This window comes from Janthinobacterium sp. PAMC25594, from assembly GCF_019443505.1.
GTDB lineage: Bacteria > Pseudomonadota > Gammaproteobacteria > Burkholderiales > Burkholderiaceae_D > Janthinobacterium.
The window spans coordinates 3,041,334-3,053,239 of the sequence record NZ_CP080377.1; the positions used below are offsets into that span (position 1 = coordinate 3,041,334).

Annotated in this window: 12 protein-coding genes; 5 read left to right on the forward strand and 7 right to left on the reverse strand. The window is 63.1% G+C overall.

The annotated features are described in order from the left end of the window. Window positions 1-29 precede the first annotated feature (29 nt). From KY494_RS13705 to KY494_RS13720, 4 genes are all read left to right on the forward strand, one after another. On the forward strand, window positions 30-1,073 hold the full coding sequence (locus tag KY494_RS13705; RefSeq protein ID WP_219135030.1) for a type IV pilus twitching motility protein PilT: 1,044 nt from the start codon (window positions 30-32) through the stop codon (window positions 1,071-1,073). A gap of 4 nt (window positions 1,074-1,077) precedes the next feature. After that, window positions 1,078-2,217: a PilT/PilU family type 4a pilus ATPase gene (locus KY494_RS13710; RefSeq protein WP_219891302.1), complete on the forward strand. Its 1,140-nt coding sequence runs from the start codon at window positions 1,078-1,080 to the stop codon at window positions 2,215-2,217. A 1-nt stretch (window position 2,218) separates the two neighbouring features. Beyond that, window positions 2,219-2,704, forward strand: a complete 486-nt coding sequence (locus KY494_RS13715) for a glutathione peroxidase (RefSeq protein WP_258194859.1) — start codon at window positions 2,219-2,221, stop codon at window positions 2,702-2,704. 155 nt (window positions 2,705-2,859) lie between these two features. Next, the gene (locus tag KY494_RS13720) at window positions 2,860-4,998 is read left to right on the forward strand and encodes a bifunctional diguanylate cyclase/phosphodiesterase (RefSeq protein WP_258194860.1); all 2,139 of its coding nucleotides are present in this window, start codon (window positions 2,860-2,862) and stop codon (window positions 4,996-4,998) included. Here the strand turns inward: KY494_RS13720 and glcF are convergent. From glcF to KY494_RS13735, 3 genes are read right to left on the reverse strand one after another with little or no spacing between them, the layout of a single operon-like run. Beyond that, window positions 4,991-6,220 carry a glycolate oxidase subunit GlcF gene (glcF, locus tag KY494_RS13725; protein WP_219891303.1) on the reverse strand — a complete coding sequence of 410 codons (1,230 nt, stop codon included), beginning with the start codon at window positions 6,218-6,220 and terminating at the stop codon, window positions 4,991-4,993. The genes KY494_RS13720 and glcF overlap by 8 nt on opposite strands. Before the next feature lie 6 nt (window positions 6,221-6,226). Beyond that, a complete protein-coding gene (gene glcE, locus KY494_RS13730; protein ID WP_219891304.1) occupies window positions 6,227-7,297 on the reverse strand; it encodes a glycolate oxidase subunit GlcE in 1,071 nt (356 codons plus the stop codon). Between the two features lie 16 nt (window positions 7,298-7,313). Continuing rightward, the gene (locus KY494_RS13735; RefSeq protein ID WP_219891305.1) at window positions 7,314-8,804 is read right to left on the reverse strand and encodes an FAD-linked oxidase C-terminal domain-containing protein; all 1,491 of its coding nucleotides are present in this window, start codon (window positions 8,802-8,804) and stop codon (window positions 7,314-7,316) included. Between the two features lie 150 nt (window positions 8,805-8,954). Between KY494_RS13735 and KY494_RS13740 the strand changes: the two genes are divergently transcribed. Further along, on the forward strand, window positions 8,955-9,506 hold the full coding sequence (locus KY494_RS13740) for a cob(I)yrinic acid a,c-diamide adenosyltransferase (protein WP_219135025.1): 552 nt from the start codon (window positions 8,955-8,957) through the stop codon (window positions 9,504-9,506). 30 nt (window positions 9,507-9,536) lie between these two features. Here KY494_RS13740 and KY494_RS13745 read toward each other — a convergent pair whose 3' ends face one another. The 4 genes from KY494_RS13745 to KY494_RS13760 form a co-directional block, all read right to left on the reverse strand. Further along, window positions 9,537-9,749, reverse strand: a complete 213-nt coding sequence (locus tag KY494_RS13745) for a hypothetical protein (protein ID WP_219135024.1) — start codon at window positions 9,747-9,749, stop codon at window positions 9,537-9,539. Window positions 9,750-9,830: 81 nt separating this feature from the next. After that, window positions 9,831-10,187 (reverse strand): glutaredoxin domain-containing protein, encoded by a 357-nt coding sequence (locus KY494_RS13750; protein WP_258194862.1) that lies wholly within the window; start codon window positions 10,185-10,187, stop codon window positions 9,831-9,833. Window positions 10,188-10,304: 117 nt separating this feature from the next. Continuing rightward, a complete protein-coding gene (locus tag KY494_RS13755) occupies window positions 10,305-10,490 on the reverse strand; it encodes a hypothetical protein (RefSeq protein ID WP_219135023.1) in 186 nt (61 codons plus the stop codon). Between the two features lie 274 nt (window positions 10,491-10,764). After that, entirely contained in the window at window positions 10,765-11,889 is a 1,125-nt protein-coding gene (locus tag KY494_RS13760; RefSeq protein ID WP_219891306.1) for a cytochrome-c peroxidase, read from the reverse strand. Window positions 11,890-11,906: the final 17 nt, after the last annotated feature.

Genomic DNA, 11,906 nt, shown 5'->3' on the forward strand with positions numbered 1-11,906 from the left:
GCCCATCAATGCAGGCACAGGGATTATAAATGGACATCTCCGAATTACTCGCTTTCTCCGTCAGCAACAAGGCTTCCGACTTGCACCTGTCTTCCGGCCTGCCGCCGATGATACGGGTCCATGGCGACGTGCGCCGCCTGAACGTGGCGCCGCTCGAGCACAAGGAAGTGCACAGCATGATCTACGACATCATGAACGACAGCCAGCGCAAGGCCTATGAAGAAGCGCTGGAATGCGATTTTTCGTTCGAGATTCCCGGCCTGGCCCGTTTCCGCGTCAACGCCTACAACCAGGAACGGGGTGCTTCGGCCGTGCTGCGCACGATTCCCTCGAAAGTGCTGAGTCTGGAAGAACTGAACGCGCCGCGCATATTCGGCGAGCTGGCCATGCGCCCACGGGGACTCGTGCTGGTGACGGGGCCGACGGGTTCGGGCAAGTCGACCACCCTGGCGGCGATGGTGAACCACGTCAACGAACGCCTGAACCACCATATTCTGACCATCGAAGACCCGATCGAATTCGTGCATGAACCGAAAAAATGCCTGATCAACCAGCGCGAAGTCGGGTCGCATACGCATTCGTTCAGCAACGCGCTGCGCTCGGCCCTGCGCGAAGACCCGGACGTGATTTTAGTGGGCGAATTGCGCGACCTGGAAACCATCCGCCTGGCGCTGACGGCGGCCGAGACGGGCCACCTGGTGTTCGGCACCCTGCACACCTCGTCGGCGGCGAAGTCGATCGACCGCATCATCGACGTCTTCCCCGCCGAGGAAAAGGAAATGGTGCGCGCCATGCTGTCCGAATCCTTGCAAGCCGTCATTTCACAGAACTTGCTCAAAACCAAAGATGGCGCGGGCCGCGTGGCCGCGCATGAAATCATGCTGGCCACGCCGGCCGTGCGCAACCTGATCCGCGAAGCAAAAGTGGCGCAGATGTATTCAGCCATCCAGACGGGCAGCAATGTCGGCATGCAGACCCTGGACCAGTGCCTGTCCGACCTGGTGCGGCGCGGCACGATTACGGCGGAGACGGCCCGCGCGGCCGCCAAGGTTCCCGAAAACTTCCCCGGATAAGCCCATGCAGACCAACCACGAACACGATGGCGCCATGCACGCGCTGCTGGCGCAGATGCGCGCACGGGGCGGCTCGGACCTGTTCATCACGGCCGGCTTTCCGCCCGCCATCAAGCTCGACGGCAAGCTGATGCCGCTGGCGGGCGCCGCGCTCGATGCGCAGCAGGCGGCCGGCTACGTGCGCGCCGTCATGAACGAACGCCAGGCGGCCGAGTTCGCGTCCAGCCGCGAAGCCAATTTCGCCATCAGCCCGGACGGCCTCGGCCGTTTCCGCGTGTCCGCCTTCGTGCAGATGGGCCAGGCAGGCATGGTCTTGCGATTGATCAATACCGCCATCCCCACCCTCGATGGATTGGGCCTGCCCGCCATCCTGCAAGACATCGTGATGAGCAAGCGGGGCCTCGTCATCATGGTGGGCGCCACGGGCTGCGGCAAGTCGACCACCTTGGCCGCCATGCTGGGCCACCGCAACGCGCACAGCCACGGCCACATCATCACCATCGAAGACCCCGTGGAATTCATCCATCCGCACGGCAACTGCATCGTCACCCAGCGCGAGGTGGGCGTCGATACGGATGACTGGGCCACGGCCCTGAAAAACACCCTGCGCCAGGCGCCCGACGTGATCCAGATCGGCGAGATCCGCGACCGCGAGACCATGGACCACGCCATCGCATTCGCCGAGACGGGCCATCTGTGCCTGGCGACCCTGCACGCGAACAACGCCAACCAGGCGCTGGACCGCATCATCAATTTCTTCCCCGAAGAGCGGCGCCAGCAACTGCTGATGGATCTGTCGCTCAATTTGAAGGGCATGATTTCGCAGCGGCTGATCCCCAACAAGGAAGGCGGCGGGCGCAAGGCGGCGCTGGAAATCCTGCTCAATTCGCCGCTGATGAGCGACCTGATCTTCAAGGGCCAGGTGCACGAGATCAAGGAGCTGATGAAAAAATCGCGCGAGCACGGCATGCAGACGTTCGACCAGGCCCTGTTCGACCTGCACGAAGCGGGCGCCATCAGCCATGAAGACGCGCTGCGCAATGCCGATTCCGTCAACGACCTGCGCCTGGCGATCAAGCTCAAGGGCGCAACGGCGCCGGAACCGGCCCCGCAAACGGGCGCCACCACACTGGGACTCCTCTGACATGAGCAACATCCACGATTTCCAGGCCGATGCGCTGGACGGCACGCCGGTCGACCTGGCACGCTACAAGGGCAAGGTACTACTGATCGTCAACACGGCCAGCGCCTGCGGTTTCACGCCGCAATACCAGGGCCTGGAAGCGCTGTACCGCGAATTTCACGACCAAGGCCTGGTCGTGCTGGGTTTTCCCTGCAATCAATTCCGCCAACAGGAACCGGGCTCGAACGGGGAAATCAAAACCTTTTGCGAGAAAAACTTCGGCGTCACCTTTCCCCTGTTTGCCAAGATCGACGTGAATGGTCCGCATACCCATCCCGTATTTGCGCAATTAAAACAGGCGGCGCCCGGCATATTCGGCACGCAGTCGATCAAATGGAATTTCACCAAGTTTTTAGTGCGCAAGGATGGCAGCGTATTTCGCCGCTACGCGACGGCCAGCAAACCGGCCAGCCTGGCGGCCGACATTCGGCAATTGCTACAGGAATAGCAATTCGATGGTTTGATTTAAAACAACAAACAATGAAATCAAGCTATCCGTATTTATTTCATACTTGATATCAATATTGTGTTTCCAATAGCAAATTTCGGTGATAATGTTTGCATAATTATTCGCAGATATCGATCAAAAAACGATGCCAGTCTTTGGGAAAATATTATCTTCATGGATGCGGATGGGAATTTATTCCCGCCTCTTTCTTCCTATTTTTTTTCCTGATACTCGCCGTTTCCGCCGTTCGCTATCACGCCCTGCTCGGTACGGAAACGGCGCTGGCCAAGGCGCGCTACCAGAGCGATGCGCGGCAACTCGACCTGTTCCTGGCCAATAGCGTGCTGCCGCTGGCCGTGCACGCGGACAGACACGCGATGCATGACAGCGTGCGCCAGGTGCTGCGCAGCGCCCTGCCGCTGAACCGCAGCCTCGCCTCCGCGCGCTGGGATACGGCTGACGGGCATGTCGAAGTGCTGGCCGACAGCAAGCCTGGCGACACACTGGCCACGGTGCCCGCGTGGTTCGCGCGCCTGGCCGGCATCAATGCCATCCGCAGCCGCCTGACGGTGGCGCTGCCGGACGGCGGCGACGGCATCCTCGCCCTGCACTACACGCCCGGACTGCCACTGGCGCAAGTGTGGCAGCGGGTGCGCGAGCAAGCCATCCTCAGCGGCATCAATATCGTGCTGGTCTTCCTGCTGCTGGGCTTGATCCTGGCCACGCACCGCCGCTTGCTGGCGCGGCTGGTGCAAGCGACCGACCGCTTCCGCGAAGGCAACTTCGCCGTGCGGCTGGCAACCGGCGCCACGCCCGAAGCACAAGCCGTGTCGCACTCGTTCAACAGCATGGCCGGCGATGTCGAAGAGCTGTTGACGTCGCTCAAGACCAGCCAGCGCCAGCTGGGCGAACAACTGAACGAAACCGTGCACATGCAGCAGGCGCTGCAAAAACTGTCATGGCAAAACTACAATGATGTGCTGACGGGCTTGCCCAACCGTGCCGCGCTGGCCGCCCGCTTCGAACAGGAACTGTTCCTGGCGCGCGAACGCCAGCGCCTGCTGGCCGTCTGTCTGTTCGACCTCGACCACTTCCAGGCCATCAACGACCGTTACGGCGCCGAAGCGGGCGATGAAATCCTCAAGCAGGTGGCGGGCCGCCTGCACGATTTTACGGGCCAGGTCCATTACGCGGCGCGCCTGGGCGGCGATGAATTCGTCATGCTGCTGTGCGGCCAGGCCAATATCGCCAGCATCGAACAGAACGTCACGCAATTGCTGCAGGAACTGAGCCGCCCCTACCAGTGCGACCAGCAGGCGCTGCACATGACGGCCAGCGCCGGCATCGCCGTCTATGCGGGCAAGGACTTGAATACGGAAAGCCTGCTGCGCCACGCCGACCACGCCGTCTACCAGGCGAAATTGACGGGGCGCAACCAGTATCACTTCTTCGACACCAACCTCGACGAAGAAGTACGCACCCACCACAACCAGCGCACGGAAGTGCGCCAGGCCCTGATCAACGGCGAACTGCGGCTGTACTACCAGCCCAAGGTGAACATGCGCGCCGGCACCGTGGTGGGCATGGAAGCGCTGCTGCGCTGGCAGCATGCGCGCCGCGACGTGCTGGCGCCGGCGCAATTCCTGCCGCTGGTGGAGCAGACGGACCTGATCATCGACATCGGCGAATGGGTGCTGCGCCAGGCCCTGTGGCAGATGCAGCGCTGGAGCGCGGTCGGCAAGCACTGGGTGGTCAGCGTGAACATCGCGGCGCGCCACTTCCAGCAACCGGATTTCGTCTCGCGTCTGGAGACCATCCTCGGCGAGTTTCCCGGCGTGTGCGCCAGCATGCTGGAACTGGAAATCCTCGAATCGTCGGCCCTGCACGACATCGAGGACGTGCGCCGCATCATCCGCGCCTGCCAGGCGCTGGGCATCACGTTCGCGCTCGACGATTTCGGCACCGGCTATTCGTCGATGTCGTATTTGAAGCGCCTGCCGGCGAACATCGTCAAGATCGACCAGAGCTTCGTGCGCAACATGCTCAACGACCGCGACGACCTGCACCTGGTGCGCGCCGTCATCGGCCTGGCCCGTTCATTCAGCCTGACGGTGATCGCCGAAGGCGTGGAAAGCGTCGAACATGGCGCGCGCCTGATCCAGCTGGGCTGCGACCTGGCGCAAGGCTACGGCATCGCCCGCCCCATGCCGGCCGACGCCGTGCTGGAGTGGGCGCACAATTTCATCCCGGCGCCGCAATGGAAAACTGCGCAATACAGCGAAGTGTCTATTTGACCTGGGACAAAGCGGAGTCGATCAGCTCGATCCAGTGCCGCACGGGCGTCTGCGTGCCCGACTGCAAATGGCTCAGGCAGCCGATATTGGCAGACACAATTTCATCGGGCTCGCACGCTTCCAGGTTGGCCACCTTGTTGTCGCGCAGCTGCTGCGACAGGGCCGGCTGCAGGATCGAATACGTGCCCGCCGAACCGCAGCACAGATGGCTGTCGGCGCACAGGCGCACGTCGACGCCGACGGCGCGCAGCACCTGCTCCACCTTGCCGCGGATTTGCTGGCCGTGCTGCAGGGTGCACGGCGGGTGGTACGCGACCTTTTTAACGATGCGCCCTTTCAGCTGCGCCACCAGCTCGTTTTCAAACGCCGGCATGATCTCGGACAAATCGCGCGTCAGTGCCGCGATGCGCCGCGCCTTCTGCGCATACTGTGCGTCGTGCGCCAGCAGATGGCCGTATTCCTTCACCGTGGCGCCGCAGCCGGACGCCGTCATGACGATGGCTTCCGCACTGTCGACATACGGCCACCAGGCGTCGATATTGCGGCGCATGTCGTCCAGCGCCGCTTCCTGGTCGTTCAGGTGATGGCGCAGCGCGCCACAGCAGCCGGCCTTCGGCGCGACGATCAATTGCACGCCCAGCGCATCGAGCACGCGCGCCGTGGCCGCGTTGATGTTGGGCGACATGGCCGGCTGCACGCAGCCATCGAGCAGCAGCATGCTGCGCGCGTGCTGGCGCGCGGGCCATGCGCCGGCGGCGGCGCCGGGACGCAGCTTGTCCTGCAAACTTTTTGACAGCAAGGGCCGCAGCGCCTGCCCCGCCTTGTACACGGGCGTAAACAGCCAGCGGCGCGGCAAGGCTTCCTTCAGGGCGAAGCGCAAGGCGCGTTCGCGCAAGGGGCGCTGCACGCGCTGTTCGACGACGTTGCGGCCGATGTCGACCAGGCGCCCGTACTGCACCCCCGAGGGACAGGTCGACTCGCAGTTGCGGCAGGTCAGACAGCGGTCCAGGTGCGTCTGCGTCTTGGCCGTGACGGGCGCGCCTTCGAGCACTTGCTTGATCAGGTAGATGCGTCCGCGCGGGCCATCGAGCTCGTCGCCCAGCAGCTGGTAGGTGGGACAGGTGGCCGTGCAAAAGCCGCAATGCACGCAGGCGCGCAAGATGGCTTCGGCTTCGTCGCCTGCCGGCGTATTCTTGATGAAATCGGCGAGATTGGTTTGCATGCGCGCTCAATACATTCTGTGCGGGTTGAAGATGCCGGCAGGGTCGAAAGCCTGCCGCAGGCGCTGGTGGATGGTGGCGATGGCGGGCGCCAGCGGGTGGAACACACCCACCGCCTTGTCGCCGCCGCGGAACAGGGTGGCGTGGCCCCCAAGCGCAGCCACGGCCTGGCGGATGTGCCGGGCGCTATCGGCGTCGGCGTCGCCGTCGAGCTTCAGCCAGCGCTGCGCGCCGCCCCACTCGATCAGCTGGCGCCCTTTTAAAATCACGGCGCTGGCGTGCGGCGGCAACGACAAGCGCCACAGGCTGCCCGCGCCAGCAAAGAAAGCGTGCGTCTGCTCGCGCACGGCCAGCCAGAAGGCGGCCGCGTCTTCGGGCGCCAGCAGCTCGCCACCCAGCGTGCGCAGCGCCGCCGACACGGCCGCCTCGGCGCCGGACAGGCGCACCGTCAGCACGCCGTCGTGCCAGCAGCTGGCCGATATCGGCAGCGGCTTGCCCGCCCACTCATTGAGCAAGCGCAAGGCGGCGATTTCCGCGCACGCCACGCGCAACGTCGCTTCGCGCAGCGGCAGGGGCAATACCTTCAGTGACACTTCCAGGATCAGGCCCAGCGTGCCCATGGACCCCGCCAGCAGGCGCGAGACATCGTAACCGGCCACGTTTTTCATGACTTGCCCACCGAAAGCCAGGCGTTCGCCGTGGCCGTCCATCAGCACGGCGCCCAGCACGAAATCACGCAGCGCGCCCGCGCTGGCCCGGCGCGGGCCGGACAGCGCGCTGGCGACGACGCCGCCCAGCGTGGCGCCAGGACCGAAATGCGGCGGCTCGAAGGCCAGCATCTGGTTGCGCGCGGCCAGCGCCGCCTCGATGTCCGCCAGCGGCGTGCCGCAGCGGGCCGTGATCACCAGCTCCGTCGGTTCATAGTCGATGATGCCCGCATACGCGCGCGTGTCGAGCACTTCGCCGTCGAATTGCTGGCCATACCAGTCTTTCGTGCCGCCACCGCGCAGGCGCAAGGTCTTGCCCGCCGCGCTGGCCGCCAGGATGGCCTGCCTGAATTGTTCCACTATCGCTTGCAAAGGAGTCTCCGGCAAATTAAAAACGGGGCAGGTTGGCGAACGGCAGGCGCCCTGCCGTCACATGCATCTTGCCGAATTCGGCGCAGCGGTTCAAGGTGGGGATCGCCTTGTCCGGGTTCAGCAGGGTATGCGGGTCAAAGGCGCGCTTGACGGCAAAGAAGGCATCGAGTTCGGCGCGCGTAAACTGCACGCACATGGAATTGATCTTTTCCATACCCACGCCATGCTCGCCCGTGATGGTGCCGCCGACGGCCACGCACAGGGCTAATATGTCCGCGCCAAACGCTTCGGCGCGCTCGAATTCACCGGGCTTGTTGGCATCGAACAGGATCAGCGGGTGCAGATTGCCATCGCCCGCGTGGAACACATTCGCGCAGCGCAAGCCATGCGTCGTTTCCATGCCGGCGATGCCCGTCAGGACTTCCGCCAGTTTTTTTCGCGGGATGGTGCCGTCCATGCAGTAGTAATCGGGCGAGATGCGCCCGGCGGCGGGAAACGCGTTCTTGCGGCCGGACCAGAACTTCATGCGTTCCGCTTCCGACTGCGAGACGGCGATGGCGCTGGCGCCCGCCCCTTCCAGCACGGCCGTCATGCGGGCGATTTCCTCTTCCACTTCCTCGTGCGTGCCGTCCGCTTCGCACAGCAAAATGGCGGCCGCGTCGATGTCGTAGCCGGCCTTGACGAACGGTTCGACCATGCGCGAGGAGGTCTGGTCCATCATTTCCAGCCCGGCCGGGATGATGCCGGCGGCAATCACGTTGGCCACGGCGTTGCCGCCCGTGACGACGTCGTCAAAGGACGCCATGATGACCCTGGCCGTGGCCGGTTTCGGGATCAGTTTCACGGTCACTTCCGTGACGATGCCCAGCATGCCTTCGGAGCCGATGAAGACGGCCAGCAGGTCGAGGCCCGGAGAGTCGAGGCATTCGCCACCCAGCTCCAGCACGTCGCCATCGATGGTGACGATGCGCACGCGCAGCACATTGTGCACGGTCAGGCCGTATTTCAGGCAATGCACGCCGCCCGAGTTTTCCGCCACGTTGCCGCCGATGCTGCAGGCGATCTGCGAGGAGGGATCGGGCGCGTAGTACAGCGCGTGGGGTGCCGCCGCTTCGGAAATGGCCAGGTTGCGCACGCCCGGCTGCACCACGGCCGTGCGCGCGTAGGCGTCCAGACGCACGATGCGGTTCAGGCGCGCCGTCGACAGCACCACGCCGTCGGCAATCGGCAAGGCGCCACCCGACAAGCCGGTGCCGGCGCCGCGCGGCACGATCGGCACCTTCAGTTCCCGGCAGACGCCGAGGATGGCGATGACCTGTTCCTCCGTATCCGGCAGGGTGACCACCATCGGCAGCTGGCGGTAGGCGGCCAGGCCGTCGCATTCGTACGGGCGCGTATCTTCGGCGTCGGACAGCACGCAGCGGGCCGGCAGCACGGCCAGCAGGGCCGCGACGACGGCTTGCTGGCGCGCGGCGGTCAATCCGGATTCAGGAGCAGCATTGAGCATAAGATGGGGGGAAAGGGCATGGGCGTGCAACGATTGTAAGCACAAAAGTGGCACGCAGCGTTTTTTTTGTCCATTTCGACGCCAAATCGGCGACCAGGCGGCGCGCAGTGTCGTATGCTGCCCCCATTCTTCATTGACAGGATCAGCATCATGGGCAATCGACTCTCGAAAATCGCCACGCGCACGGGCGACAATGGCAGCACCGGCCTGGGCGACGGCAGCCGCACCAGCAAGGACAGCGCCCGCATCCACGCCATGGGCGACGTGGACGAACTCAATTCCAATATCGGCTTGCTGCTGTGCGAAGCCATGCCCGACGCCTTGCGCGAAGAGCTGGTGGCCATCCAGCACGACCTGTTCGACCTGGGCGGGGAAATCTGCATCCCCGGCTACCAGCTGATCAAGGAAGAGCATGTGCTGCGCCTCGATGATTTACTGGCGAAATACAATGCGGACTTGCCCGCCTTGAGTGAATTCATCCTGCCGGCCGGTTCGCGCGCCGCCTCGCTGGCGCATGTATGCCGCACCGTGTGCCGCCGCGCCGAGCGCAGCATCGTCGCGCTGGCGAATGCGGAGCCTATCCATGAACATCCGCGCCAGTACGTGAACCGCCTGTCGGACCTGCTGTTCGTGCTGTCGCGCGTGCTGAACCGCTTTGCCGGCGGCAGCGACGTGCTGTGGCGACATGACCGCGCCAGATGACGCGGCCATGCCGCCACGGCGTGTTACCGCTTATTCCGGCATGTCCGGATAAATGCCATTGCGGCAATTTTCAAGGCAGAAATTGTAGTTGTCGCGGCAAGAAGCATCGCCCCGGCCTTCATCGAGGCAAATTCCCCTCAGTTGGGCACACTGAAAACCACAGCTCGGCGTACTGTTCGCGGCCTTGTTGAACGACAGACTGGCACCTGCAACAAAAAGAAAAAAAGCGATTTTTTTAAACATGCTATTCCTTTTATTAGCGACGTAAAATAAAACACGCAACACCCCGTCGATTCATGTTGCGCACAGAAATCAGGAATGGAATCAGCCAGCGGTATTCTTCAACGCCGCCTGGAAAGCGCCGGTGTCGTAGCCGGTGATCTTGCGGTTGCCGATCAGCACCACGGGCACGCCGCCGCCGCCGAGTGCTTTATGGGCTTGTTTCCCTGCCGGCGATTTCTCGATATCGAGATCGACGAATTCGATCTTGTTTTCCTTGAAGTACGCGCGCGTCTTGGCGCAATAGCCGCACCAGTCCGTGCCGTACAGCACGACCTTCGCCTGGGCATTCGGGAAATACGCGGCGTAATTGCCTTCCGTGTAATCCGCTTTGAGCAAGCCAGGCAACAAGGACAAGCCATAACCGCTGCCCAGGCCGGCGACCAGGATCAAGCCATACATGGCAATAATCTTAATTTTTTTCTGCATCATAAGTATTGTCAGAGGCGTAGATGATCGAGGGCGGCCGACGCCGCATACGCTTGCCGGCCGCCTCGCAATGCAATGCAAAAATGGATATCAGGAGCCGATTTGGCAGACTCTCAGACAGGCTTTGTAACTGCCGATGCAAAATGGGGATCTGTCGCCATTCATCATCGTGCATTCCCGCAATTCCTCCTCGCAGCTAGAGCAGCCGATATCGGAAGCGATGGCATAGGAAGCACTCAATCCCAGGGTAAAAATAAATGCGGCAATCTTTTTCATTTAATACTCTCCATGTTAGCCATTGCCTCAGGCAATCGCGTCAGACCAGTCGTAAAAAATTAATACAGATTTCGTCACTGCTTGCTACAAAAACGAATATAGACCGCACTTATTTTAGAGTCAACGTTTCCTTTCGATAAATTTCCAATTTGGAAAATATACGGGCAATGCCCCTGAAATGTGGCATTTGGAGAGATTGCGGCGCACCAAACGTCTATACAATGTCGGCGCCGCAAGCAGGAAAGGCCGGTTGCGGGCGCAACCGGCCGAGCGGCTACAGGGCTTCGAGAAAACTCTTCAGCGCGATGATTTCATCGGACGTCAGCTGCAATGGCTGCAGCAGGGGCGAGGTGACGGGAAACTTCGGATCGGCCGCCTGCTGCGCGTTGTGCGGCACGGGGCGCGACATGCCCGCGTTGTACATGTTCAGCATCCCCACCATCTGCGCAAACGCGCCATTGTGCATCCACGGGCCCGAAGCGGCCACGCCGCGCAGGCCCGGCGTGCGGAATTTGCCCACGTCCTCATTCTTGCCCGTCGCCAGGTAGCGCCCCAGGTCTTCATACTTGCGGCTGCCGTAATTGCTCAGCCCCAGGTTGTGGAATTGCTGGTCCGTCAGCAGGGCGCCGCTGTGGCAGGTCATGCAGCGCGCCTTGGTGCGGAACAGATGCAGGCCCAGCAGCTCGCGGTCGTTCAGGGCCGTGCGCTGGCCTTCCAGGAAGGTATCGAAACGCGTGACGGGCGGCAGCAAGGTACGCTGGTAATCGGCCAGCGCCGTCAGGATGCGCGCCAGGGTCACGCCATCTTTCTTGCCGAAAGCAGCATCGAATTGCGCCGGGTAATCGTCCAGCGCGACCAGCTTGGCCGGCAACGCCGCTGCATCCATGGCCATTTCATCGGGATGCTGCAAGGGTCCCAGCGCCTGCTCTTCCAGGGTGCTGGCGCGGCCATCCCAGAACAGCGGCGTGATCTGCGCCACGCCCAGCAAGCCCGGCGTATTGCGCTGGCCCAGGCGTCCCGCATGCCCGACGGAAACACGCTTGCTGTCGGCAAAGCTGTGCGCGGGACTGTGGCAGCTGATGCAGGCGACCGCGTTCGAGCGCGACAAGCGCGGGTCGTTGAACAGGCGCTGCCCCAGCGCCGCGACGGCCGGCGCGACAAGGGCCACGGGGATGGCGGAGACGGGCGCCATTTCCTGCGGCGTCACGCCAGCGGGCACGTGCGGACGGGGCCAGCCGGCGATGGGCCGGACATAGATCTGGCGCAAACAGGCCAGATCCCAGCCATCGTGCGTGGCGCAGTCCGTCGACGACGACGACGCTTCACGCGCCGCCCCGCCCTGGCTGAACAGCAGTCCGGCTGCCGTGGCCAGCACGGCCAGCGCCGCATTTTTTTTCATCCACCCAGCTGTCATGA

Excerpts from the sequence above, each read along its gene's own strand:
- KY494_RS13735 (WP_219891305.1), bottom strand. The coding sequence starts at position 8,804 with ATGCTCAATGCTGCTCCTGAATCCGGATTGACCGCCGCGCGCCAGCAA.
- glcF (WP_219891303.1), bottom strand. The coding sequence starts at position 6,220 with ATGCAAACCAATCTCGCCGATTTCATCAAGAATACGCCGGCAGGCGAC.
- KY494_RS13715 (WP_258194859.1), top strand. The coding sequence starts at position 2,219 with ATGAGCAACATCCACGATTTCCAGGCCGATGCGCTGGACGGCACGCCG.
- KY494_RS13750 (WP_258194862.1), bottom strand. The coding sequence starts at position 10,187 with ATGTATGGCTTGATCCTGGTCGCCGGCCTGGGCAGCGGTTATGGCTTG.
- KY494_RS13740 (WP_219135025.1), top strand. The coding sequence starts at position 8,955 with ATGGGCAATCGACTCTCGAAAATCGCCACGCGCACGGGCGACAATGGC.
- KY494_RS13745 (WP_219135024.1), bottom strand. The coding sequence starts at position 9,749 with ATGTTTAAAAAAATCGCTTTTTTTCTTTTTGTTGCAGGTGCCAGTCTG.
- KY494_RS13760 (WP_219891306.1), bottom strand. The coding sequence starts at position 11,889 with ATGAAAAAAAATGCGGCGCTGGCCGTGCTGGCCACGGCAGCCGGACTG.
- KY494_RS13755 (WP_219135023.1), bottom strand. The coding sequence starts at position 10,490 with ATGAAAAAGATTGCCGCATTTATTTTTACCCTGGGATTGAGTGCTTCC.
- KY494_RS13710 (WP_219891302.1), top strand. The coding sequence starts at position 1,078 with ATGCAGACCAACCACGAACACGATGGCGCCATGCACGCGCTGCTGGCG.
- KY494_RS13705 (WP_219135030.1), top strand. The coding sequence starts at position 30 with ATGGACATCTCCGAATTACTCGCTTTCTCCGTCAGCAACAAGGCTTCC.